Below are 24317 nucleotides of genomic sequence, written 5' to 3' on the forward strand. Positions count from 1 at the left end.
TGGCTCTGAGCCAGTCAACGCAGGAGTTACAGGATGTCCCCGCGCAGCGCATCGGTCAATGAAGAATTGCGCAGACGTTCTCGCGAGCGGCTGCTGCAAGCCACGGTGGAGCTCGTCGCGGAACGCGGCTACGAGGCCACGACCCTCGGCGACATCGCGGACCGGGCCGGGTCGGCCCGGGGCCTGGTGTCGTACTACTTCCCGGGCAAGCGCCAGCTGCTGCAGTCCGCGGTCCACCGGCTGATGCACCTCACCCTCGAAGCGGGCCTGGAGCGCGAGCCGCGCACCGAGGACGGGCGCGAGCGGCTGGCCAGGGCGATCGACGCCATCCTCGGCCTCACCCACTCCCAGCCGGTCCTCATGCGGGCCCACATGGCGGGAATCCTCCAGGCCCAGGGCTTCGTGCAGTGCCCCGAGCAGCAGCGCCTCGCGGCCCTGCTGCGCGACACCGTCGAGCGGTACGGCAGCGACGACGTGGACACGCAGTACCCGCTGCTGCGCGCCAATCTGATGGGGGCGGTCTTCGCGGCACTGCTGCCGGGCGCCCCGATGGACGCGGCCAAACTGCGGGCCGAGCTGTTCCAGCGGTACGGGCTCGACTGGGAACTGGGCGTTCCGCCCGGCCCCGCCCCCTGAGCGGCGGCGCACGTCTACCCGCCGTGCGCCCGGCGGTGCCATCCTGAAAGACCCTGCGGTCTTCTGCGGTCCTCTCGTCCAAGGAGTACCCGCCATGCTGCGCATCGCCGTCGTAGGATCCGGGCCGAGCGGTGTCTACACCGCCCAGAGCCTGGTGGAGCAGAGCGCGGACCCGGACATCCGGGTGGACGTCCTGGACCGGCTGCCGTGTCCGTACGGCCTGGTCCGCTACGGGGTCGCCCCGGACCACGAGAAGATCAAGTCGTTGCAGAACAACCTCCGCGCGGTCCTGGAGGACGGCCGGATCCGCTTCCTCGGGCATGTGGAGGTGGGCGAGGGCGGAGTCCCGCCGGAGCTGCTGCGGCGGCTCTACCACGCGGTGGTCTACTGCGTCGGTGCCAAGTCCGACCGCCGTCTGGGCATCCCCGGCGAGGAGTTGCCGGGCAGTTTCTCGGCGACCGAGTTCGTGTCCTGGTACAGCGCGCATCCCGACAGCGACCCCGAGCGGTTCGTCCTCGGCGCCCGTTCGGCGGTGGTGATCGGGGCGGGCAACGTGGCGGTCGACGTGGCGCGCATGCTGGCCCGCGGCGCCGACGAACTGCGGCCCACCGACGTCCCGCAGTCGGCGCTCGGCGCGCTGGCCGTCAGCCGGGTGCGCGAAGTCCACATGGCGGCCCGGCGCGGCCCCTCGCAGGCCCGCTTCACCACCAAGGAACTGCGGGAGCTGGGCGCCCTGCCCGGCGCCGACGTGACGGTGCGCGTCGACGAACTGGCCCGGGACCCCGACTTCGTCGACCCGGCCGCACTGCCGGGGCCGGTGCGCCGCAATGTGGAGGTGATGCGCGGCTGGGTCGGGCGTCCGGCACGGCCCGGAGTGCGTCGGCTGAACCTGCGCTTCTACCTGCGCCCGGTGGAGATCCTGGAGCGGGACGGCCGAGTGGGCGCGGTGCGCTTCGAGCACACGGAGCCGGACGGCACCGGCGGGGTGCTCGGCACCGGCACGTACGAGGACGTCCCGGCCCATCTGGTGCTGCGGGCAGTGGGCTACCTCGGGGTGCCGCCGCAGGGTCTGCCCTTCGACCCGGCCACCGGGACGGTGCCGCACGCGGCGGGCCGGGTGCTGCGCGCGGGGGCGCCCTCGCCGGGCGAGTACGTCGCGGGCTGGATCAAGCGGGGGCCCACGGGCGTGATCGGCACCAACCGCCCCTGCGCCAAGGAGACGGTGAGCTCCCTCCTCCAGGACGTCCCGCTCCTGGCCGCGCGCACCGTGGCGGCCGAACCCCTGGACGCGCTGCGGGAGTTGGGGCTGCGGCCGGTGACGTGGCAGGGCTGGCTCGCGATCGAGCGGGCCGAGGCCGCGCTCGGGCGCTCACTCGGGCGCCGCTCGGTGAAGATCGCGGACTGGGACGGGCTGCTGGCCGCGTCCATGGACGGAACGGCCTGAGCCGCGCGGGGCGGGCACCGACGGGACGGCCTGATCCGTCCGGCGCGAGCACCTGCCCCGTCAGCCCCCGTCCTGGGCACCGCCCCGCGAGCCGCCGCGGGGGCACCGCCCGCCGGTGGCCGCCCGGGCACCCGTCCCGCCGTCGGCTCAGCCGTCGTCGCCGAGGCGCCCGGCCTGCCGGCCCGCCGCGTCCAGGACGGTGTCGAGCAGTCCGGGGAAGAGGGCGTCGAGGTCGGCGCGGCGCAGGCCGTTCATCTTCGCGGTGCCGCGGTAGACCTGCCGGATCACACCGCTCTCGCGCAGCACCCGGAAGTGGTGGGTGGTCGTCGACTTGGTGACGGGCAGCACGAAGTGCGAGCACGACAGCTCGTCGTCGGTGGTGGCGAGCGCCCGCACGACCCGCATCCGCATCGGGTCGGAGAGCGCGTGCAGGATGCCCTCCAGACGGATGTCGTCGCGCGTCGGATGGGCGAGTTCACGCGTGTTCGTCTCGGTGGTCACGAGCGCCATTGTACGAGACTCGTCGTAGTTTGACATCCCCCGTACTACGAGGGCTATCGTACGAAGCGTTTCCCGGCACCACACCGGCGCCGGGGTCGCGTCGACTGGAGTTTGCCGTGTCTGCTGCGAGTGCCCTCTTCGAGCCCTATACCCTGCGGTCCGTCACCGTCCCGAACCGGGTCTGGATGGCGCCGATGTGCCAGTACTCGGCCGAAGTCTTCGGGCCGAACGCGGGCGTGGCCAACGACTGGCACTTCGCCCATTACGCGGCCCGCGCCGCCGGCGGCACCGGCCTGATCCTGGTCGAGGCCACCGCCGTCAGCCCCGAGGGCCGCATCTCGCCGGCGGACCTGGGCATCTGGAACGACGCCCAGGTCGCGGCGCTGCGCCGGATCACCGCGTTCCTCGAGAGCCAGGGCACCGTGCCCGGCATCCAGATCGCGCACGCCGGGCGCAAGGCATCGACCGACCGGCCCTGGCGGGGCGGCGCCCCGCTCGCACCGGACAGCGAGGAGGGCTGGCAGCCGCTCGGCCCGAGCCCGCTGGCCTGGGACGAACGGCACACCGTACCCACCGAGCTGACGACCGATCAGATCAAGGAGATCACCGGCCAGTTCGCGGACGCGGCCCGCCGCGCCCTGGACGCCGGGTTCAAGGTCGTCGAGATCCACGGCGCCCACGGCTACCTCATCGGCCAGTTCCTCTCGCCGCACTCCAACCGGCGCACCGACGCGTACGGCGGCTCGTTCGAGAACCGCACCCGCTTCGCCCTCGAAGTCACCGACGCGGTGCGCGAGGTGTGGCCCGAGGAGCTGCCGCTCTTCTTCCGCGTCTCCGCCACCGACTGGCTGGAGGAGGGCGGCTGGAGCGCCGACGAGACCGTGCGGCTCGCCGCCCTGCTCAAGGAGCACGGCGTGGATCTGCTCGACGTGTCGAGCGGCGGCAACGCCGCGGGCGTCCGCATCCCGGTCGAGCCGGGCTACCAGGTCCCGTTCGCCGAGCGGGTGCACCGCGAGAGCCCGCTCGCGGTGGCCGCCGTGGGTCTGATCACCGAGCCCGGCCAGGCCGAGAAGATCCTCGCCAACGGCGAGGCCGACGCGGCCCTGCTCGGCCGCGAACTCCTGCGCAACCCCTCCTGGGCCCGCTTCGCGGCCCGTGAGCTCGGCGCCGAGGTGCGGGTCCCCGAGCAGTACCACCGCTCGGTCTGACCGCCCCCCACCGGGGGTCAGTCGACGTGGTCGGGGTCCGAGTGGGCGATCTGCTCGTAGAGCGGCTGGGCCTGGAACCAGCCCGCGAAGTGGCCGCCGAGCTGACCGCGCGTGTGCAGGGCCGTGTCACGGTCGATGTGCCGCGGGGTGCCGGCGGCCATGGCGAGGAGCTGCGCCTGGCAGGACCGCTCCATGGTGATGAACCACCACACCGCCTCGGCGACCGACTCGCCCACGGTCAGCAGGCCGTGGTTCTGCAGGATCACCGCCTTGTACGCGCCGAGGGCCGCCGCGATCCGCTTGCCCTCCTCGGCGTCGCTGACCACGCCCCGGTAGTCGGTGTACAGGCCGTGGTCCTCGAAGAAGGCGCAGGCGTCCTGGGTGATCGGGTCGAGCGGAACGCCCAGCGAGGAGAACGCCTTGCCGTGCAGGGAGTGCGAGTGGGCGGCGGCCAGCGCGTCGGGGCGCGCCTGGTGCACGGCGGCGTGAATGACGAAGGCGGCACGGTTCACCGCGCGGGTGCCGTGCACGACGTTGCCCTCGTGGTCGACGAGGATCAGGTCGGAGGCCCTGATCCGGCTGAAGCTCATGCCGAAGGGGTTCACCCAGAACCGGTCGGGGTGCTCGGGGTCGCGGACCGTGATGTGTCCGGCCACCCCCTCGGAGAAGCCGAACCGCCCGAACAGGCGGAATCCGGCGGCGAGTTGTTCCTTGCGGTACCGCCGCTCCGCCTCGACGTCGTCGAAGACGGGCGGCATGGGGATGGTGAGCCCGGCGGGCAGCGGGCCCGCAGCGTCCGCGATCACCTCGGCGGGAGCCGGGTTGCTGACGTCGGTCATGAGCGTTCCTCCTGGAGGGGGTGGCCGGGCCACGGGATCGGATACATTCACGTATCCGATACGCGCCTGGATGCTTTCCGAGGGCGCACGCGCTGTCAAGGGTCCGGGAGTGAGCGGTGCCGAAGGGAACGACGAAACGACGGCCGCAGACGCTGGCCAGGCTGCTGGAGGCGGCGCTCGACGTGTTCGCCGAGTCCGGGTTCGGGGCGGCCCGGATCGAGGACGTGTGCCGCCGCGCCGGGTACACACGGGGCGCCTTCTACTCCAACTTCTCCTCCAAGGAGGAGCTGTTCTTCGCCCTCTTCGACGCGCACGCGGCGCGCGAGCTGGAGCGGATCGCGGGCCTCGCCGCACGGACCGAGGACCACGACCTGTCGGTGGCGCGGATCGCCGCGCTGCTCGCCCATGTGGAGCCGGACGAGCGCACCTGGTTCCTGGTGACCACCGAGTTCACCCTGTACGCGATCCGCAACCCCCGGGCGGCCGCGCGGCTCGCGGACCACGACGCGCGGCTGCGCGAGGAGGCGGCGGCCCTGCTCGGCGCCCTGCTGACCCGGGCGGGCCTGAGGCCGCGCGTCGAGCTGACCGAGCTGGTCCGGGTGGTGGTCGCCCTGCGTGAGGGTGCGCTCGGACAGAGCTACGTGGAGCCGGACGTTCTGGCGCCGGGCGCCCTGGCCGAGCGGTTCCTGCCGTTCCTCGTCGAAGGGGTCACGGAGGCGGTCACAGATCGGGCAGACGGGGCTGCGAAACTCCGCTGACCTGCCGTTTCTCCGCCGTAGGGGCCGTTGTCAGTGGCGAGGTGCACACTGGCCACTATCCGGAACAACGGCGTTTTGGAGGGACCGGCATGACCGAGGTACTGCTCACCGTGGGTACGCGCAAAGGGCTTTTCCTGGGCCGCAGAAGGGAGGGGGCCTGGGAGTTCGACGGCCCGCACTTCAACGCCCAGGCCATCTACTCCGTCGCCATCGACACCCGGCACAGATCCTCCCCCCGCCTTCTGGTCGGAGGCGACAGCGCGCACTGGGGGCCGTCCGTCTTCCACTCCGACGACCTGGGCCGCAGCTGGACCGAGCCGAAGCAACCGGCCGTGAAGTTCCCGGAGTTCACCGGCGCCTCACTGGAGCGCGTATGGCAGTTGTGCCCGGCCGGGCCCGACGAGCCGGGCGTGGTCTACGCGGGGACGGAGCCGGCCGCGCTGTTCCGCTCCGAGGACGGCGGGGAGAGCTTCTCGCTCGTCCGGCCGCTGTGGGAGCACCCCACCCGCTCGCGCTGGGTGCCCGGCGGCGGGGGCGAGGGGCTGCACACCATCGTCACCGACCCGCGCGACACCCGGGCGCTCACGGTGGCGGTCTCCACCGCGGGCGTGTTCCGCACCAAGGACGGCGGCGAGAGCTGGACGCCCGCCAACAAGGGCGTCTCGGCGGCCTTCCTGCCGGATCCCGACCCGGAGTTCGGCCAGTGCGTGCACAAGGTCGCCCAGGATCCGGCCGATCCGGACCGCCTCTACCTCCAGAACCACTGGGGCGTCTACCGCAGCGACAACGGCGGCGAGGAGTGGACGGACATCGGCGCCGGCCTGCCCTCCACCTTCGGCTTCGCGGCGGCCACCCACCCCCGGCGCGCCGACACCGCCTACGTCTTCCCGATCACGGCCGACTCCGACCGCGTCCCGGCGGACAACAAATGCCGCGTCTTTCGCACCGAGGACGCGGGCCGCACCTGGGAGCCGCTCACGGCGGGCCTGCCGCAGGAGGCCCACTACGGCACGGTGCTGCGCGACGCGCTCTGCACGGACGACGCCGATCCGGCCGGCGTCTACTTCGGCAACCGCAACGGCGAGGTGTACGCGAGCGCCGACGACGGCGACAGCTGGCGTCTGCTCGCCTCCCATCTGCCGGACGTGCTGTGCGTACGGGCGGCGGTGATCGGCTGAGGGACGGGCCGGGTCGTCGGGCCGGATGACCGGGCCGAGTGACCGGACCGCGCGGGCGGCTGACGGGGCGTGAAGGCAGGGCGTGCTGCGCCAGTAGAGTGACGACTTGTGGCAGCACGACCGTTGAAAGAGATCGTCGAGCCCGGCTGGGCGGACGCACTGGAGCCCGTGGCCGGAAGGGTCGCCGCGATGGGCGACTTCCTCCGGGAGGAGATCGCGGCGGGGCGTACGTACCTGCCGTCAGGGGCGCATGTCCTGCGGGCTTTCCAGCAGCCCTTCCACGAGGTGCGGGTACTGATCGTCGGCCAGGATCCGTACCCGACGCCGGGGCACGCGGTGGGGCTGTCGTTCTCGGTGGCACCGGAGGTCCGGCCGCTGCCGGGCAGCCTGGAGAACATCTACCGCGAGCTCGGCTCCGACCTCGGGCTGCCGAGGCCGTCCAACGGTGACCTCACGCCGTGGACGCGGCAGGGCGTGCTGCTGCTCAACAGGGCGCTGACGACGGCACCCCGCAAGCCCGCGGCCCACCGGGGCAAGGGCTGGGAAGAAGTCACCGAACAGGCCATCAGGGCCCTGGTCGCACGCGGCACCCCGCTGGTCTCGGTCCTGTGGGGCAGGGACGCGCGCAATCTGCGCCCGCTGCTCGGCGACCTCCCGGCGATCGAGTCGGCCCACCCCTCCCCCATGTCGGCCGACCGCGGCTTCTTCGGCTCGCGTCCCTTCAGCCGTACGAACGAACTCCTCCAGCGCCTGGGTGCCGAGCCGGTCGACTGGCGGCTGCCGTGAGCGACCGGGGAGCGCCCTGGGTGCTCGGCGTCGACTCGGGCGGGTCCGGCGTGCGGTTCGCGCTGCGCCGGGCCGAGCCGGGTTCGCCGGCCGAGGTGGTCGTCTCGAAGGAGCCGGTGCGCACCGGCCCGGCCGGGATCGACGCCGGGCATCTGCTCGGTCAACTGCTGCCCGCGGTGGCCGAGTTGAGCCTGCGGACGGGGGCGGACCGGATCACGGCCGTCGCCGTCGGCGCGGCCGGGATGGCCACGCTGGGGGCAGCGCTGCGGGCCGAACTGCCGGGCGCCCTGTCCGCCGCACTCGGCGTGCGGCGCCTCGCCCTCGCCGCGGACGCCGTCACCGCGTACGCGGGCGCGCTCGGGCCCCGGCCCGGCGCGGTGGTCGCGGCCGGCACCGGGATGATCGCGCTCGGCACCGACCTCGTCCACTGGCGGCGGGCCGACGGCTGGGGCCATCTGCTGGGCGACAGCGGCGGCGGTGCCTGGATCGGCCGGGCCGGCCTCGAAGCGGCGCTGCGCCGGCACGACGGGCGCCCGGACGGTTCGGCGGCGCTGCTCGGCCGCCTGGAGGCGGTGTTCGGCGCCCCCGGCGAGCTGCCCGGCCTGCTGTATCCGCGCGCCGACCGGCCCGCCGTACTCGCCTCGTTCGCACCCGAGGTCGCGGCCTGCGCCGGCGTGGACCCGGTGGCGGCCGGCATCCTGCGCGAGGCGGCCCGGCACATCGGCGCGACGGCTGCCGCGGTCTGCCCGCCGGACATCACGGGCCGGCCTCAAGTGGCGCTCACCGGCGGCCTGTTGAAGCTCGGTGAGCCGCTGCTCGCGCCGCTGCGCGCGGAGTTCGCCCGCCAACTGCCGCGGGCCGTGACGGTCGAGGCCGCCGGGGATCCGCTCGACGGCGCCCTGCTCATCGCCGCGGACCTCGCCCACGGCGCCTCCCGGCTGCCACCGGACGACCGCATGATGTGGATCGCGACCGAGTAAGGGCGAAGACAGATCAGGACAGTTGAGCTTTATGCCACTCTCCGGGAAAATCGGGGCAGATACCGCTCAGCTGTCCCCTCCCCGAACAGCCGCCCACGCAAAACCAGTAGCATGCGACGCCATGAGCACCCCCACTGGGCCTGCATCCGGCCTGCCCGTACGAATGCCGCGACCCCGTCAGTCCGGCCGGCACCGCCGCCCGGAACCGGTGGTTGCTCCGGAGGGCGCGCCCGCGCTCGTTCTCGCCGTTCCCGGCGCTCCCGGCCCGGCTGTGCGCAGCCTGGCCGATGAAGTCATCAGCATCGCCCGTTCCGAGCTGCCCGGCCTGCACGCCCGCATCGGATACCTGGACGCCACCGAGGCCGACGCCGCCGAGTACCCCACCCTCGACGCCGTTCTCGCCCACACCGAGGCGGAGCGCGCCGCGCGCGTCGAGCAGGCGCGTGCCGCCGGCCGCGAGGCGGCCGACCCGCAGGGTCCGTCCGCCGTGGTCGTGCCGCTGCTGGCGGGCCCCGACAGCGCCCTGATCCGCCGGGTCCGGCAGGCGATCACGGACAGCCGCGCCACCGCCGAGCTGACCGACGTCCTGGGCCCGCACCCGCTGCTCGCCGAGGGCCTGCACGTGCGGCTCTCCGAGGCCGGTCTGGCCCGCGCCGACCGCGCCCGCCTCTTCACGGTCGCGACCGCGGCCGACGGGATCATCCTGGCGACGGTCGGCGGCGAGGAGGCCGTGCAGGCCGCCGGGATCACCGGCATGCTGCTGGCCGCGCGCCTGGCCGTGCCGGTGATGGCGGCCGCGCTCGACCAGGAGGGCGCCATCGCGGCGATGGCCGCGCAGCTGCGCGGCTCGGGTTCCGCCCAGCTCGCGGTCGCCCCGTACCTGATCGGCCCGGAGGTGGGCGACGGTCTGCTCGACGCCGCCGCCAAGGAGGCCGAGTGCCCGGTCGCCGAGGCGCTGGGCGCCTACCCGGCGATCGGCAAGCTGGTCCTGTCCCAGTACGCGGCGGCGCTCGGGATCACCCCGCAGCCGCAGGGCTCGCCGGTGCACTGACCGTACGCACGACGCGTGACGCGGGGCCCGCACCGGATCGCCGGTGCGGGCCCCGCGGCCGTTGGCCGGGGCGGTCAGCCGAAGACCACGCAGGAGGCGGCGGGCGCGGCGAGCGAGCCCGCCCGTACCGGGATGCCGGTGGCCGCGTCGATGTCGAACCAGGTCACGTCGCCGGAGCGCTCGTTGGCGGCGTACAGACGGCGTCCCGTGGGGTCCAGGGTGAGATCGCGCGGCCAGTGCCCGCCGCAGTCCACGGTGGTGACGAGCCGGGCCTGTGCGCCGGAGTCGTCCAGCGCGAGCACCGCGATCGAGTCGTGCCCGCGGTTGGCCGCCCACACGAAGCGGCCGTCGTGCGCGACGACGACCTCGGACGGGTAGGTCTGCACGTCCACGCCGTCCGCCACGACGCGCACCTCGTGCAGCGGCCGGAGACGGCCGGCCTCCGCGTCCCAGCCGCACACGGTCAGGGTGGGCGCCAGTTCGTTGAGGACGTAGGCATGGCGGCCCTCGGGGTGGAAAGCCAGGTGGCGGGGGCCGCTGCCCGGGCGCAGCGCGGTCTCGGTGTGCGGACTCAGTGTGCCGGTGGCCGGGTCTAGGGCGCAGACGCGTACGGAGTCGGTGCCGAGGTCGACGCTCACGACCCAGCGCCCGCTCGGATCCGCGAGCACCTGATGGGCGTGCGGCTCGCGCTGGCGGTCGGGGTCCGGGCCCGAGCCGTGGTGGGCGAGCACACAAGAGGCGGGGCCCAGGCCGCCGCCCGGCCGGAGCGGCAGCGCGGTGACACTGCCGGAGTCGTAGTTGGCGGTGAGCAGGTGCCCGGCCGCGAGCGCGAGATGGGTGGGTCCCGCGCCCTCGACCGGCACCGGCTCGCCGAGCGGCCGGGGCACGTCCGTGCCGAGGTCGAAGACGGCGGCCGTGCCCCGCGCGCTCTCCCCCACGGCGTACAGGACGCTGCCGTCGTCGGCGGGAACGAGGTACGACGGGTTGGCCAGCGCGGCCGACGAGCCGAGGGGGGTGAGCGCCCCGGTCTCCCCGTCCACGGCGACCGCGGTCACCCCGTGCCCGCCCGCCGTGGTGAACGACCCGATGTACGCCCGCGCGGCCCTGTCCGTGCCCACCTGCTACCCCTCTCCGCCGAGACCGCCCCCGCGACCGGGAGCCGCCCGCACACCGCTGTGCTGCGGCGACCGTAGCAGGCGGTCTAGACCAGGCGTGGGGGTTCGCGCTGCGAGGGCGGTCGCGGGGCGCGGACCGGGCACTCGCGGGGACGCATCAAGCGGAGCGACCGGGCCAGGCCAAGCCAAGCGAGTCAAGCCAGGCCGGAGTGGCCGGGCCAGGCCACGACCGGGCCCGGAGCGGCCGGGCCAGACCAAGGCGACCGGGCCAGGCCGGAACGACCAGGGTCAGGCCGGGGCGACCGGGCCGCGCAGCGGGTCGGCGAGGGCCTTCAGGGCCTGCTCCAGGCCGTGCAGGTGGGCCAGGGCCCGTTCGGCCGCCGGGTGATGGGCGGCGGCGGCCGGGGCGAGTGCCTCGTGCGGGGTCGCCTCCGCCAGGGTCAGCGCGTGCACGGCCGCCTCGACGCGGCGGCACGCGGCGGCCAACCGTGCGTCGTGCGAGGCGTCCGGATCCGCCGCGACGGCGGCCAGACCCCGCACTTCGTGGGCGCAGCGGTCGAGCAGCTCGACGACCTGGCGGGCCCGCGCCTTGCGGGCCCGCAGCGGGGTGAAGGGATGCACGAGCGGCGCCAGCGACAGCCGAACCCGGCCGAGCAGCAGCTCCAGTTCGGCGACATGGCGGGCCGGGTCCGCCCCGGCCGTCCCGGCCAGCCGGGCGGCGGCCTCGGCGGCGCAGGTGTGGACGCAGTGCAGCGTCCGCTGGATCCAGGCGTCGGTGGTGGCGTGCGTGGTCACCGGCAGCACCAGGAGCACGGCGAGCGCCGCGCCGAGCGCCCCCGCCCCCGTTTCGGCGACCCGCAGCGCCAGCAGGCTGGGGCTGAGCACGCCCAGGAGGCCGTAGAGCAGGCCCGCCATCACGGTCACGGCCAGCATCATCCAGGTGTAGGACAGGGCGGCCGTGTAGAAGATGCCGAAGACGCAGACCGCGACCAGGGCCGCGGTCGGCACCGGCGCCCCGTGCAGCGGGATCGCGATGAGCAGCCCCGCCATGATGCCGACCACCGTGCCGAGGACCCGGCGAAAGCCCCGCACCACGGTCTCGCCGCGCGACGCGGTGTTGACGAAGATCCACCATGCCGCCGCGACGGCCCAGTACCAGCGGTCCCCGGACAGCACCTGGCCCACCCCCAGCGCGATGGCGCAGGCCACCGTCACCTGGAACGCCTGCCGGGTGGTGGGCCGGGCGAGCCCCCGGCCGGTGAGCGGCGCGGGGGCCGAGGGGAGCGCAGTGCGGCGCTCGATGCACCACACCCCGAACCGGATCGCCGCCGACACCGCGACCGCCAGCGTGACGGCCCCGAACAGTTCGGGCAGCTGGCCGGTGACGGCGTGCAGGAACTGGGCCGTGAAGAACATCATGAACGCGAAGATGCCGAGCGCGTGCCCGCGCGGGCCCCAGCGCCGTGCGTACACCCCGGCGAAGATCACCACGAGCCAGGCGGCGTCCCGCACGAGGGGAGCGCCGTGCAGTGCGGCGGCGAGGGCGAGCACGGGGAAACCTACGGCGGGCAGCAGCGCGGTGGTGGCGGCCTGGGCGCGGACACCCGCGTCGCCGACGGTGAACAGCGCGAGCAGCGAGGCGAGGCCGGCGGTGATCGACGCGGCGAGGGAGAACCCGCAGAGTTCGGCGGCGGTCACCGAGAGACCGACGCCGAGCACCGCTCGCAGGGACACCCTCAGTCGCAGAAGCCCCGGGTCCGGAGCCACAAAGATCTTCTTCACGGCGGTCGCCGCGCCCCCTTACGTACCCATCGCTTCAGACATGGCAAAGGCGCCGCGTACCCGGACCGGCGTCGTCGCCGTCCCGCGCGCCGCGCGGCGCCCTCTTCTCGCAAGCCCATTTCAAGCCGCTTCAAGAGGAAACCATCCGACGGGCCGTCGGCTCAACCGAGCTCGGATCCACTGGGCCATTGGTATAGTCACCTCTCTGTTGACAGAGCCAGAAGGGAGCCATCGGGACGTGACGGTGGACACACTCGACACCCGGATCCTGCGGTTGCTCATCGAGCAGCCGCGCACCAGCGTCCGCGAGTACGCGCGCCTCCTCGGTATCGCGCGCGGCACGCTCCAGGCCCGCCTCGACCGCATGGAGCGGGACGGCGTGATCACCGGCACCGGCCCGGTGCTCTCCCCCGCGGCCCTCGGCCACCCGGTGCTCGCCTTCGTGCACATCGAGGTGACCCAGGGGCATCTGGACGAGGTGGGCGACGCGCTCGCCGCGGTCCCGGAGATCATCGAGGCGTTCTCCATCACCGGCGGGGGCGATCTGCTGACCCGGGTCGCCGCCCGCGACAACGGGCACCTCGAAGACGTCATCCAGGGCCTGATCCAGCTTCCCGGCGTGGTGCGCACCCGTACCGAGGTCGCGCTGCGCGAGCGCGTGCCGCACCGACTGCTCCCGCTGGTGGAATCGGTGGGCCGGGCCGCCGCCGCGCAGTGAGCGAGCGGGGCCGAAAACCATCGGTGCCGAACCTCAACTGCCGCCACCGGCAAGGGAACTGAGGGCCCGTGGGCGGCCTCCGCCCGGTTCCGTCCCAGCGATTGACGGAAGGTCTGGACCAATCTACGGTGTGGTCGCCACCCCACGGCACCACGATGTGGCAGCCGCCACGCCGCCACGGCCCGGCCGCCACGCCCAGCACCTCCTCAGGTCCCCCCACGGTCCAGGAGCCCCGTTCCCCGCGCGCGCTCCCGGAGGCAAGGAGCACAGCATGTTCCGTCGTACATGGCGTCTGCTGGGAGCCGGGCTCGTCCTGGCCCTGGCCACGCAGGCACCGGTGGCCGCGGCGCCGAGCGCGCCCCGGGCCGACACCTGCGCGATGAAGACGAGACCCGCCGGCAAGGTCCTCCAGGGCTACTGGGAGAACTGGGACGGCGCTTCCAACGGAGTGCATCCGCCGCTCGGCTGGATCCCGATCACCGACGCGCGCATCGCCGCCCACGGCTACAACGTGATCAACGCGGCCTTCCCGGTGATCCGTTCGGACGGCACCGTGCTGTGGCAGGACGGCATGGACGCGACCGTCAAGGTGCCCACCCCGGCCGAGATGTGCCAGGCCAAGGCGGCCGGTCAGACCGTCCTGATGTCGATCGGCGGAGCCGCGGCCGGCATCGACCTCAGTTCGAGCGCGGTCGCCGACCGGTTCGTGGCGTCGATCGTGCCGATCCTCAAGGAGTACAACTTCGACGGCATCGACATCGACATCGAGACCGGCCTGGTGGGCAGCGGCAGCATCACCACGCTCTCGGCGTCGCAGGCCAACCTGATCCGCATCATCGACGGCGTGCTCGCCCGGATGCCCGCGGGCTTCGGCCTCACGATGGCGCCCGAGACCGCGTACGTCACCGGGGGCAGCGTGACGTACGGCTCCATCTGGGGCGCCTATCTGCCGATCGTGAAGAAGTACGCGGACAACGGGCGCCTGTGGTGGCTCAACATGCAGTACTACAACGGCAGCATGTACGGCTGCTCCGGTGACTCCTACGAGGCCGGCACGGTCGCCGGCTTCACCGCGCAGACCTCCTGCCTCAACAAGGGCCTCGTGGTGCAGGGCACGACCATCAAGGTCCCCTACGACAAGCAGGTGCCGGGCCTGCCCGCCCAGCCGGGCGCGGGCGGCGGGTACATGACGACCAGTCAGGTCTCGCAGGCCTGGAACTCCTACGGTGGCGGGCTCAAGGGCCTGATGACCTGGTCCCTCAACTGGGACGGCTCGAAGAACTGGACGTTCGGCAACAACGTCAAGGCGCTGCAATCCCGCTAATCGGCCGACATGTCAAACCAGCCGGTCACACGGGTCCGCCCCGTCCGGGGCGGACCCGTCCCGCATCCCCGTGGCTGGATATTGCTGAATGATCTGATGCTTCGTCACCCGTCATCACCTGTCGTTCTCCACGCGCCAGCTGGATCGTGGCCAGATGATGGCGAGTGGGACAGCCCGGCAGGACGGCGCGCCCGCCCGTGCGCGGCCAGGGCTTTAGTCACAGCCAGTACCCGCCGAAAGCGACCCCGTTAGCGACCGCGTGGGGTTGTGTCGGCGGGGGCTTGAGGCCAAAGGCCCATGGATCGCGCCGCTGGTCACGGAGCTGACGCCCGGTTCGGCGCCGCGTTGAGGAAGCTCTGCCGACAGCCCCCCGGGGCCACGCGTCTTCGCCCTCCACGTCACCGGCGCGGGCCCACATCCCGGCGGCCTATACGGGGAACTCTTCTCGGCCCTGCGGGTACAGCTCGGCCAGTGTCGCCAGCTCTCGCACCCGTCGGCAGGCGAGGGTCGGACGGAGGGCCGGACCACAGAAGGCGGAGGAGGGGCTGACCTGCGACACCGCTTGGCAGAGAGACCGCCCATGGCGGATGCGATCCGGCGAAGCGCGTGCCGGACTCGATCACCGCACCGGAGCGAGCGCGCCGGAGCCGAGTCCGTCGCGTGCCAGTGCCGCCACCTCCTGACTGAGCTCCGTCACCCGGCGCATCCGCGTCTCGAACTCCTGGAGCGAGCGGAAGGCAGCCCCGTAACGGCGCTGCTCCGTGATGTCCATCTGCGGAATCCGGCCACCCTTGCCGTCGAACCGGAAGGTACCGCTGGATCTCGTGGAGCGACGAGTGTGGGAGGCGCTCCGCAGAAAGCCCTGGAGGTAATCGGTGTCGAGCTGCCCGCTGACCGACACCGGCTCCGGATCGCCGTACTCCACGAGACCGGCCCTCGCGAGCTCGGCGACGCTGACGGTGGGACCGTCCAGCACGCCGGTGCCTCCTGCGCCCGCGAGCGCCGGAAGCAGTGCGACGATCTCCCGCAGCTGATCGGCCAACTCCGCGCGCAGGGAGAAGTACGCGGCTCCGTAATTCCGGTGCGACTCCCCCACGTAGCACCCGGGGGTCAGGTCCACCACGTCGTCCAGCAAATCGATCAGTGGTACGTCAGCCATCTGCCCTGAACCCGCTTCGAAGGAGCCGTCGGGGTCGTTCCCGGTGAGGTCGATCATGCGCACGGACGTGACGGTATCGCCGCGGCCCTGTGGACGACGCAGTTGCCAGACGTGTACGGGCAGCGCGTGCGCGGCGGCAGTGCCGGGCGGCAGCGCGACGACCTGCGTGAGAATGCCGCGGCGAATCAGCTCGGCCCTGATCCGGCGTCCCGCCTGGCGGTAGGCGACCGAGGCGGGCATGACCATGAGCACACGACCGCCGGGAACGGTGTGGGCGTAGGCGTGTTGGAGCCAAGCGAGTTCCGCTTCGGCCCGCGAAGGGGTGCCCAGCTCCCACCGGGAGTCGAGCAGAAGGTTTCCCCGCCCCCAGTGCGTGACAGCACCGGGCGGATCGCAGAGCACGAGGTCGGCGCGCAGCTCGGGCCACTGGTCGTGCCGGAGGGAGTCACCGGTGGCGACGTTGAACTTGGAGCGGCCAGTGAGGTGGGCGCGCGACCGGGCGAAGGAGGTACTGCGTGGATCGACGTCCTGTCCGTACCTCGTCGGGCCGATACGAGCAATCTCGGCGCCGGTGACCAGCGGGCCGGCGGGGAGAGCGGCGTCTTCGTTCATACGGGACACCGTACACACGGACCCAATCATCTTCACGAATGCTTGCGTTGACTATGTACACAGAAGGTACTGTAAGAGCCCTGCGGAGCAACCGGCGCTCCACCGTTAAGGAGGCACCCGTATGCCCCGACTCGCCCTGTCCGAGGACTTCTTCACCGATCTGATCTCGTTGCAGCGCCCCGTCCAGAAGGAAGTGCGGGACGCTGTACAGCACTTCCGCTCGCTCGACGTGCACACCCTGCACTCCAGCAAGGGGTTGCACTTGGAGAAGCTGGAGCAGGCACGGGACTCCCGGGTCCGTACGATCCGCATCACCCAGGGCGTGCGCGGAGTACTGCTCGCGCCGGACGACGGCAGCGATCTGTACACCCTTCTGCGCGTGGCGTCGCACGACGCAGCGATCAACTGGGCGTGCAAGCGGGTGTTCTCAGCGAACAACGCCACCGGTGGTCTGGAGGTCCGCAACATCGAGGTCCTCGAACAGATGGAGACCTATCTGGCGTCGGAGGCTCAGAAGACGGCGCGGGAATCGGTCACCGGTGCTCCGGAACCCGAGCGGCTGTTCGTGGCGCACTCCAACACCGTTCTGCGCGACCTGGGCATCGATGAGCAGGTGCTGGGTCTCGCCCGGTTGTGCGTGGACATCGACAACCTGCGACTGATGAAGCCCCCGATTCTTCCCGCCGACCAGTACGAGGTCCTGGAGTACCTCGCAGAGGGATTCCGGCCCCAGGAGGTGTGGGAGCAGTTGATCGCGCCGCGCGGCCAGACGGTCCGTTCGGCCGACGAGCGTGAGACCGTCACCCTCGCCGAGGCGGTCCGGAACACCCCGCACCGGCTGGTCGAGGTCTCCGGGCCGCAGGAGCTGGAGCGCATCTTGACCGAAGACCTGGTGCGCTGGCGGGTCTTCCTCCACCCGACGCAGCGCCGCCACGCCCTGCACGCGGGATTCAACGGGCCTGCCCAGGTAACCGGAGGCCCCGGGACCGGCAAGACCGTGGTGGCCCTGCACCGGGTACGACACCTGCTGCATCAGGGTGGTCCGGACGATCGCGTCCTGTTGACCACCTTCACCCGGGCCATGGCCGCCTCGCTGCGGGACAGCCTGGCGCTGCTCATCGGGGACGCCGACGCCCACCTGCTCGACCGGGTGGACGTCACCACGGTGGACTCGTTGGCCTCCCGGATCGTTCGCGATTCCCGGGGCAGCGTGCCGAAGGTGCTCACGACGGGCAGCGAGAAGGCTGCCTGGGAGCGGGCGCTGCGCGGCGAGGCGGGTGGCTGGACGCCTCAGTTCCTTATGCAGGAGTACCGCAATGTGGTGCTGGCGCAGGGCATCCGTACCAAGGAGGCGTATCTCACCTGCCGGCGGCCGGGCCGCGGCATTCAGCTCGGGCATGTGCAGCGTGCCCAGTTGTGGGAAGTGATGGATCGCTTCGCCAAGGACGTGTTGGCGCGTGACCAGGCCACGTACACCATGATCTGCGACCGGGCTGCGGGTCTGCTCGTGTTGTCCGGGCCGCGGTACCGGCACGTAGTGGTGGACGAGGCCCAGGATCTGCACCCGGCCCAGTGGCGGGTGCTGCGCGCGGTGGTGGCCTCGCAGGCTGACGACCTGTTCCTGGTCGGCGACCCGCATCAGCGGATCTACGACACCAAGGTGTCGCTGCGTTCGCTTGGCATCCACATCACCGGCCGCTCCGCCCGGCTGCGGGTGAACTACCGCTCCACGGAAGAGATCCTGCGCTGGTCGACCTCGCTGCTGGACGGACAGTCGGTGGTGCGACTCGGCGAGGACGGACATGACGACGCGTCCGCCGACACGCTGCGCGGTTACCGCTCCGAGCTGCACGGCCGGATGCCAGACGCGGTCGGTCACGCCACCCAGCAGCAGGAACTGACGGCCCTGACCCAGCAGGTGCGGGCCTGGATCGACGGTGGGGTGAAGCCGTCGGAGATCGCGGTGTGCGCTCGCTTCAACACCCTTGCCGACACCGTGATTTCCCGACTGCGCCGGGAGGGGGTGCCGGTGGTGGCGGTGAAGGACGATCCCGGGCCGGAGGCCGAGGGGGTCCGGGTCGCCACGATGTACGCGATGAAGGGGCTGGAGTTCCGCTGCGTCGCGGTGGTCGGCCTGACGTCGTCGGTCCTACCGTACGCCCAGCAGGTGACCCCGGCCTCCGTCGACCCGGTGCAGCACCGCCAGGACCTGCTGGCCGAGCACTGCCTGCTGTTCGTGGCGTGCACGCGGGCACGCGACGCGCTGGTGGTGTCGTGGAACGGGGAGCGCAGCCCGTTGCTGGACCCGGTGGCCGGCTGAGTTCCGTACGGGAGGGGGCGTCGGGCATCCTGTCCGACGCCCTCCCCCGCACCGTGCTCAGGCGCGAACAGACAGGATCCGTACTGTCCGGGTCTGGCCGTCGGTCTCGTACGCGCACTCCGCCCCGACGGGTTGGAACACCAGGCAGGCTCCCAGCGGAAGTGCGGGCGGCACCGCCCGGGTCCCCTCCGGAGCGAACTCGGCCAGGACGTACGTGGTGTCCGTGTCGGCCTCTCCGTCGAATTCCAGCTCCAGCAGGGCTCCCGGTACAGCGACGGCGAGCGGTTCGCCGTCCACGGATACCTCGTCCACGAACGCCCGCAGAGTCTCCAGGTGTTCACGCCTGCGCTCGCGTCGGTCGGCCCGCAGCCGGCGTTCTTCTGGAGCGCCCCCGGACGCCGAGGGGTCGTCGGCGTGCAGCGCACTCTGGAGCTGCTGGATCTCGGTGAAGAGGCGCGTGTAGACGGAGACGGGGACCGAGGGGACGGGGAACACTCCCCCTTGCCCGGGCAGCGGCCTGTTGGCGAGCTGCTCCTCCTGGTCGACGGAGGGATCCCCGAAGGGGTCTGCAACGAGGTCCAGGGAGATCTGACCCTCAAGTGGGTCGCCAGGCTCCACCCCCTCGGCGGGTTCATCCGCTGCGGATGGTTCGTCCTGCTCGGACGGGACAGCTGCAGGCTCCTCGTGCACCGCTTCTCGCTCGGTCGCACCAAGGGCTTCCCCCTGTACGATCGCCGGTCCGCCACGCCGCTCGGGCTCGATGCCCAACCGTGCCAACTCCGCCCACAACGGCGCGAGAGCCTGCTCCCGGTCGAAGGCGAAGCGGCTGCCCCGGATGCGTACGAACACCCAGGCCACACGTTCCAGATCGCGCTGGCGGGCGGCCGCCGTGCTCGCGTTCTCACCCTCCGCGAAGACATCTCCGTCACAGGCGACCGCGAGGCGCCGGGTACCGCCCTCCACGACGAGGTCGAGTCGGTGGCGTCCGACCCGGTAGCGGGGCCGTACCCGGTAGCCGCGGCCGACCAGCTCCAGATAGACCTGCTGCTGGAAGAGACTGTCGAAGGACTCGTGGCGGACGTCGGGCAGCACCTCCCCCGGCACGGCTACCGCTGCCTCGGGTTCGGCGGGCTGGCCGACGTGGTCGATCCACTTGCGGCGCAGGTCGTTCTCGTGGAATTGGCCCACGGTCACGCTGTGGAAGATCCACACCTGGTCCCTCGCCCGGGACGCCGCCACGTTGAGCCGCTGCTCGTACGATTTCCCGGTGAATCCGCCCTGCGCCGTTCCGCTCTTCGTGGTGGCCGAGTTGACGCAGGAGACGAACACGACGTCGCGCTCGTCGCCCTGGAAGTCCTCGGGCTTGCCGACCCGGATACCCCGGTCCTCCCGGTCCTCGTACGAGAGCCGCTCGGCCAGCAGGTTCTCCAGCTCGGTGAGGTGGCCGTTGCTGCTGCGGAGGCTGATGATGCCCATGGTCAGCCCGGCGTACGCGGGGTCCTCGCAGCACTTCACGACGGCGTCCACGAGAGCCCGCGCCTCGTCCTTGTTGACGAGCCGGGTACCGCTGCCTGACTCCGCGGCGCCCTCGACATACACCGTCCGCACGGGGGTGAGCCGGTCCGCACCGTACTGGCGCAGCGGCTGGAGCTTGTCCGCGTAGCAAAGGTGGTTGGAGAAGGAGATGATCTCCGGCATGCACCGGAAGTGCTCCTGGAGCATGAGCGTGCCGCGGCCCGCCGACAGTGCGTGGCTCAGATCGAAGAAGCTGGTGTCGGGGCCGAACAGGCTCCGCCGGGTCTCTGTGAGGGTCGGCAGCAGGCGGTCGCGGAGCTGGAAGTACTCCTCGTGCTTGAGTCCGACGTTGGCGGGGCTGACCTGCTTGTCGTCGCCGACCACCACCATGCGGTCGGCGAGCCAGCTCAGCAGCATCGCTTCCAGGCCCGACTGACTCGCCTCGTCGACGATGACGACGTCGAAGATTCCCGGCCGGTCCAGCGGTACGGTCTCCGCGACCTGGTGCAAGGGCATGATCCAGGCGGGTACGGCGCCCTGGGCGGCCCGCAGCGCCTCCTGGGCGTCGCGGCGGTAGCGGTGCTGGTACTTGCCCTTGATCTTCCTGACCGCGTGCTGGTATGCCGACAGCGCGAGCGACTGGTCTCCGGTGAGCAGGCCCAGGCATCGGTGCCAGGCACGGGCGGTGGCCAGCCTGGCAAGAGTGATGCGGGCCTCGTCGTCGGCCTCGGTGAGCCGCCCGCGCAGGTCCTGTTCGACGCCCGGCGCAGTCATCCGCTCCATCCGCGAACACCACGCGCTCCACGCCCACGCCTGGTGGAGTGTCGGCAGCCGGGTGTCCCAGGCGGGGTCCTGCGGGCAGTCCTCGATCCGGCGGGCCAAGTCGGGCAGCGCGCCGTGCACTTCGTCGTGCGCGGACTGCCGTGCTGCTCGCAGCCGCACTGCCTCGCGCACCTCCGCGAGCTCTTCGCAGAACGTCCGGTACCCCTCGGGGTCGCGGGCCCGGACCGCGTCGTGGGCGCGAGCGACTGCGGTGGACACACCCGGCCGGTCGAGCCAGGAGTGGAGGAACTGCTCGGCGTCGGCGATGAGTTGCCTGGCCTCTTCCGCCTCACGGAGGGTGGTGGCCACCCGCAGCAGGGCACGTACGGCCTGCTCGACGGCGGGCTCGTGCCAGTGAGCAGCGGCAAGTTCCGGCGACGTGGCGGCTGCGGCCAGTACCTCGGTACGGGCGTCGACCACCGCGATGAGGGCGTCCAGGACCTTGAGGTCCTGCTGGAGCCGGGCGAGCCGCGAGCTGTGCCCCTGCCAGGGGGTGGTCGGGTGGCCGCCCTCTCGCTCCATGCGGGCCAGGTGCAGTTCGAGCTGGACCCGGGCGAGCGCCACGGCGGCGGTGGCCTGGTCCGTCGGGGCGCGACCGTCGACCTTGACCCCGTCCACGAACGGGGCGACCGCCTTGCCCAGCTTGCTCGGCTTTCCGAACATGCCGGCCAGGCGCTGCCCCTGCCCGAGGCCGTCGTGCAGGGTGGTGGCGAACCCCAGGGCGACGTTGGGGTCGAGATGTTCGAGTCCGGTGACGAGTGCGGTGCCGAGCGCGTCCGCACAACCCTGGGCGGTGTCGAGCGCGTGGGCCACTTCGGCACGGCGGCTGCGGATCTCCCAGTCGACGCCGGCGGCGGCCTGGCCGAGTGCCGCCTGGGCCTGGCCTCCCGTGGGCTGCGCGAGCGATCCCGCGCGAGATCGGGCCGCCGAGAACGTGTGCAGCGCGTCGCTCAGTTTCTGCTGGGCGGCTTCGCCGAGTCCCCGCACCTGGCTGTCATAGGCCCGTGCCGTGGTGTCCCGGGCGGCTTCCGCGTGCACCGCCTCCGCCTCGCGTACGACGGCTACCGCGGTCTCGAACTCCCCTGCGGTCGGCAGGTCCGTGGGACCGGGAACGTCGGCGGCCAGGGCGCGGTGGTGCGGCGTGAAGTCCCGGACGGCGTGCAGCAGGCGGAGCGCCGCGGCCGGTTCGAGGGTGGGCGGGCCTTCGGGGACGGGGCCCAGCCACTCGTGCTGCGGGCGTTCGGCCGCAAGACGTTCGGCGATGCCCTGGAGACTTCCTGCGTAGTCGCCGATCTCGGCGGGGTAGCGGAAGGTCTCCGCTTCGCGGACCGCGGCGAGGTCGTCGAGGAGCTGCTTCTGCCGCGTGCGGGCGGCGTTCAGCCGGGCTTGGAAGGTGTCGATCTCCCGCTGTGACGCTTTGGGGTCGTAGCCGGAGTAGCGGGAGAGGATCGTGTGCACGGACGCTTCCAGCTCACGCTGGGCGGCGGCGCCGTCCTCGGTGCGGCTGACGCACAAGTCGCGCACGGACTCAGGGAGTTTGTCCCGCAGCACGCGCAGGGCACGCGGCGTGTGACTGGTGATCAGTACGCGCTTGCCCTGGGCGAGCAGGTCGGTGACGAGGTTGGCGATGGTGTGGGTCTTGCCGGTGCCGGGTGGGCCCTGGACGACCACGAGGCGGTTGTCGTGGAGGCGTTCGGCGATGGTGCGCTGCTCCTCGTTGGCGGGGAGCGCGAAGAAGACCTCGGCGGGCGTGTGCGCGGGCTGCTCGCCGCCCAGATCGGCTACGGTCTGGGCGCCGCCGCGTCCGGCGACGTACGCGAGGAGTTCGGTCGGCGGCATGCCTTGCTCAACCTGTCCGGCGACGGCCTGGAGGGCGTCGAGCATGGACCGGCGGTTGCGTTCCCGCAGGACGAGCGCGGGCGCGAAGCAGACCTGGGGAACGTCCAGGCTGCGCGGCTTGTGCCGCTCGACGCCAGGCAGGTACTGGGCGGCGGAGTGGACGGCGTTGGTCCAGCTGCCCAGTGCGAGATGCAGGGCTTCGAGGTGCTCCGCCTCGGAGGCGTCGGCGGCGGTGTCGAGGGTGTGGGCGATCTCCTCCCGGACGTCGCTCTTCACGCGCTGCTCGCCGTCCAGCATGGCTTCCTCGAACCGCACACCGGGCGCGCTGGGGTCCGGGGTGGCGGTGAGCGTGCCGGTGACGGGGTCGAGCTGGAGTGCGGCCCGGTGCACGAACAGGTGCCGTTCCACACGCTGGCCGTCGAGGGACTGCCAGGTGAGTCTGCCGACACCGAGGACGAGTTCGTAGCTCTCGCCGAGGTTGGCAGCGTCCTCGTGCATCTTGTGCAGCTTGTCGTAGAGCCGTACCAGTGGGTCGATCGCGCGTCGCCGTTCGGCCCACGCGCTCCACTCGGCACCCCACTCGGCGTACCGTTTCTCGATCTTCTCGCGGCCAGGGTGGTCGTCGAGTTCCGTGTACGTCTTGCCGAGGAGGACACCGGCCGCGTAGGCGGTCGGCTCGGCCTCGATGCGACGCCTCAGGGGAGGGGTCTGCCCGAGCTGGAAGTCGCGGGCGAGTGTGGTGTCCACCCAGGGCGCGAGGACACGGTGCGGCATCGGCGGTTCCTCACGCCGAGGCCGTCGTACCGTGAGCCACGCGGGCCCTCCGTGCGCGTCGGACAGGGGGCCTTCGGTCATCACCGCTACACCCGTGTCGTCGGGGAGCTCGTCGAACCAGACCGCCCCGGCCGCGGTGTCCAGCGTGCGCACCGGACGGACTCGGGTCTCCTCCGCTTCGGCGAGAAAGCGGAAGATCTGCTGCACGCGGCGGGCGTCGAGGTCGCCTCCACGGCCGGCGGAAGGCGGGGCCGGGGGTGTGGGCCGGTCCGCTGCGCGCGACTCGGCGGGGATGCGTTGGGCGGTGGGTGTGTCCACGGCGGCACCCACGTGCGGGTGATGAGCCACGGGAGCGGGGGCAGCGGTCGCCGCCACCGTGCTGAACGTGACACTGGGACGTTCCCCGTCCTCGGACGGAATCACGACCTCAAGGTCCAGGTGCTCGCCCGTCCCCGGCGGCACGCTGAACCCCCACCGCACCGACGTCGTACGCCCCGGCCGCAGGCTGCCTTGCGGGTCCGACGGGTCGAGCTGGGAGTTGTCGTACTCGTCGACCTGCCGCGCCATGCGCCCCCGCGGGCCACAGGTGACGAGCATCCTCAGCCCGTCGAGGGCCAGCCAGGACCTGCCGCCATTGGTCAGTACCAGAGTGCACGCCACCAGGTCGTCGCCCGGCCGGTGGTCGATCAGGTTCGCCGGGGCGCCGGGACGGTACGGGCGTACGTCCTCGACCCGCACCTGGAGTCCGTCGCCGTACGTGTACGTAGTCCCGACCTGCCAGATCGCATCGCTGTCGGCCTCGCCGCGCTCGCTCACGCCCAACCCCCAAACAAACATGTAGGAGCGCGCGATCGCACCCTACGAACCCATCGTCCTGCACCGCCCGGCAGCGGACACAGTCCGCAGGTCGTCGTGTGCGCACTGCTGACGCCCCACCCGGGCGTTGACATTCACAT

16 protein-coding genes and 1 pseudogene are annotated in these 24317 nt (G+C 72.2%); 11 read left to right on the forward strand and 6 right to left on the reverse strand.

Features of this window, described 5'->3' with window-relative positions; all coding sequences use genetic code 11:
• Positions 1–33 precede the first annotated feature (33 nt).
• Together ACGF3I_RS03790 and ACGF3I_RS03795 are read left to right on the forward strand one after the other, a co-directional pair.
• Positions 34–636: a TetR/AcrR family transcriptional regulator gene (locus tag ACGF3I_RS03790; RefSeq protein WP_393128894.1), complete on the forward strand. Its 603-nt coding sequence runs from the start codon at positions 34–36 to the stop codon at positions 634–636.
• A 94-nt stretch (positions 637–730) separates the two neighbouring features.
• A complete protein-coding gene (locus tag ACGF3I_RS03795) occupies positions 731–2080 on the forward strand; it encodes an FAD-dependent oxidoreductase (protein ID WP_393128895.1) in 1350 nt (449 codons plus the stop codon).
• Positions 2081–2227: 147 nt separating this feature from the next.
• Here the strand turns inward: ACGF3I_RS03795 and ACGF3I_RS03800 are convergent, their stop codons facing one another.
• A complete protein-coding gene (locus ACGF3I_RS03800; RefSeq protein WP_393128896.1) occupies positions 2228–2590 on the reverse strand; it encodes an ArsR/SmtB family transcription factor in 363 nt (120 codons plus the stop codon).
• 107 nt (positions 2591–2697) lie between these two features.
• Here ACGF3I_RS03800 and ACGF3I_RS03805 point away from each other — a divergent pair, with 107 nt between their 5' ends.
• A complete protein-coding gene (locus ACGF3I_RS03805; protein ID WP_393128897.1) occupies positions 2698–3789 on the forward strand; it encodes an NADH:flavin oxidoreductase/NADH oxidase in 1092 nt (363 codons plus the stop codon).
• Between the two features lie 17 nt (positions 3790–3806).
• Here the strand turns inward: ACGF3I_RS03805 and ACGF3I_RS03810 are convergent, their stop codons facing one another.
• On the reverse strand, positions 3807–4628 hold the full coding sequence (locus ACGF3I_RS03810) for a class II aldolase/adducin family protein (protein ID WP_393128899.1): 822 nt from the start codon (positions 4626–4628) through the stop codon (positions 3807–3809).
• Between the two features lie 116 nt (positions 4629–4744).
• Here ACGF3I_RS03810 and ACGF3I_RS03815 point away from each other — a divergent pair, with 116 nt between their 5' ends.
• From ACGF3I_RS03815 to ACGF3I_RS03835, 5 genes are all read left to right on the forward strand, one after another.
• Positions 4745–5386, forward strand: coding sequence for a TetR/AcrR family transcriptional regulator (locus ACGF3I_RS03815; RefSeq protein WP_393128900.1), 642 nt, complete (start codon positions 4745–4747; stop codon positions 5384–5386).
• 89 nt (positions 5387–5475) lie between these two features.
• Positions 5476–6564: a WD40/YVTN/BNR-like repeat-containing protein gene (locus ACGF3I_RS03820; RefSeq protein WP_393128901.1), complete on the forward strand. Its 1089-nt coding sequence runs from the start codon at positions 5476–5478 to the stop codon at positions 6562–6564.
• Positions 6565–6672: 108 nt separating this feature from the next.
• Positions 6673–7350, forward strand: a complete 678-nt coding sequence (locus tag ACGF3I_RS03825; RefSeq protein ID WP_393128902.1) for a uracil-DNA glycosylase — start codon at positions 6673–6675, stop codon at positions 7348–7350.
• Positions 7347–8330 carry an N-acetylglucosamine kinase gene (locus ACGF3I_RS03830; protein ID WP_393128904.1) on the forward strand — a complete coding sequence of 328 codons (984 nt, stop codon included), beginning with the start codon at positions 7347–7349 and terminating at the stop codon, positions 8328–8330. The genes ACGF3I_RS03825 and ACGF3I_RS03830 overlap by 4 nt, the downstream gene beginning before the upstream one ends.
• 121 nt (positions 8331–8451) lie before the next feature.
• A complete protein-coding gene (locus ACGF3I_RS03835) occupies positions 8452–9381 on the forward strand; it encodes a sirohydrochlorin chelatase (RefSeq protein WP_393128906.1) in 930 nt (309 codons plus the stop codon).
• A 74-nt stretch (positions 9382–9455) separates the two neighbouring features.
• Here ACGF3I_RS03835 and ACGF3I_RS03840 read toward each other — a convergent pair whose 3' ends face one another.
• Both ACGF3I_RS03840 and ACGF3I_RS03845 read right to left on the reverse strand, forming a co-directional pair.
• Positions 9456–10499: a lactonase family protein gene (locus ACGF3I_RS03840; RefSeq protein ID WP_393128908.1), complete on the reverse strand. Its 1044-nt coding sequence runs from the start codon at positions 10497–10499 to the stop codon at positions 9456–9458.
• Positions 10500–10784: 285 nt separating this feature from the next.
• A complete protein-coding gene (locus ACGF3I_RS03845) occupies positions 10785–12278 on the reverse strand; it encodes an FUSC family protein (protein ID WP_393128909.1) in 1494 nt (497 codons plus the stop codon).
• Between the two features lie 238 nt (positions 12279–12516).
• Between ACGF3I_RS03845 and ACGF3I_RS03850 the strand changes: the two genes are divergently transcribed.
• Together ACGF3I_RS03850 and ACGF3I_RS03855 are read left to right on the forward strand one after the other, a co-directional pair.
• Complete coding sequence (locus ACGF3I_RS03850) at positions 12517–12996, forward strand: Lrp/AsnC family transcriptional regulator (RefSeq protein WP_393128910.1); 480 nt, start codon at positions 12517–12519, stop codon at positions 12994–12996.
• Between the two features lie 271 nt (positions 12997–13267).
• Entirely contained in the window at positions 13268–14320 is a 1053-nt protein-coding gene (locus ACGF3I_RS03855; protein ID WP_393128911.1) for a chitinase, read from the forward strand.
• Between the two features lie 619 nt (positions 14321–14939).
• On the opposite strand, the pseudogene ACGF3I_RS03860 reads toward ACGF3I_RS03855, so the two are convergent.
• Positions 14940–16028, reverse strand: a pseudogene (locus ACGF3I_RS03860) (class I SAM-dependent DNA methyltransferase); the annotation flags it as partial.
• 184 nt (positions 16029–16212) lie between these two features.
• On the opposite strand from ACGF3I_RS03860, the gene ACGF3I_RS03865 reads away from it, so the two are divergent.
• Entirely contained in the window at positions 16213–18411 is a 2199-nt protein-coding gene (locus ACGF3I_RS03865; RefSeq protein WP_393128912.1) for a UvrD-helicase domain-containing protein, read from the forward strand.
• A gap of 57 nt (positions 18412–18468) precedes the next feature.
• On the opposite strand, the gene ACGF3I_RS03870 is transcribed toward ACGF3I_RS03865, so the two are convergent.
• A complete protein-coding gene (locus ACGF3I_RS03870) occupies positions 18469–24177 on the reverse strand; it encodes an AAA domain-containing protein (protein ID WP_393128913.1) in 5709 nt (1902 codons plus the stop codon).
• Positions 24178–24317: the final 140 nt, after the last annotated feature.

The sequence above is a fragment of the Streptomyces sp. NPDC048111 genome (genome assembly GCF_043202815.1).
Taxonomy (GTDB): Bacteria; Actinomycetota; Actinomycetes; order Streptomycetales; family Streptomycetaceae; genus Streptomyces.

Excerpts from the sequence above, each read along its gene's own strand:
- ACGF3I_RS03790 (WP_393128894.1), top strand. The coding sequence starts at position 34 with ATGTCCCCGCGCAGCGCATCGGTCAATGAAGAATTGCGCAGACGTTCT.
- ACGF3I_RS03795 (WP_393128895.1), top strand. The coding sequence starts at position 731 with ATGCTGCGCATCGCCGTCGTAGGATCCGGGCCGAGCGGTGTCTACACC.
- ACGF3I_RS03800 (WP_393128896.1), bottom strand. The coding sequence starts at position 2,590 with ATGGCGCTCGTGACCACCGAGACGAACACGCGTGAACTCGCCCATCCG.
- ACGF3I_RS03810 (WP_393128899.1), bottom strand. The coding sequence starts at position 4,628 with ATGACCGACGTCAGCAACCCGGCTCCCGCCGAGGTGATCGCGGACGCT.
- ACGF3I_RS03820 (WP_393128901.1), top strand. The coding sequence starts at position 5,476 with ATGACCGAGGTACTGCTCACCGTGGGTACGCGCAAAGGGCTTTTCCTG.
- ACGF3I_RS03835 (WP_393128906.1), top strand. The coding sequence starts at position 8,452 with ATGAGCACCCCCACTGGGCCTGCATCCGGCCTGCCCGTACGAATGCCG.
- ACGF3I_RS03855 (WP_393128911.1), top strand. The coding sequence starts at position 13,268 with ATGTTCCGTCGTACATGGCGTCTGCTGGGAGCCGGGCTCGTCCTGGCC.
- ACGF3I_RS03865 (WP_393128912.1), top strand. The coding sequence starts at position 16,213 with ATGCCCCGACTCGCCCTGTCCGAGGACTTCTTCACCGATCTGATCTCG.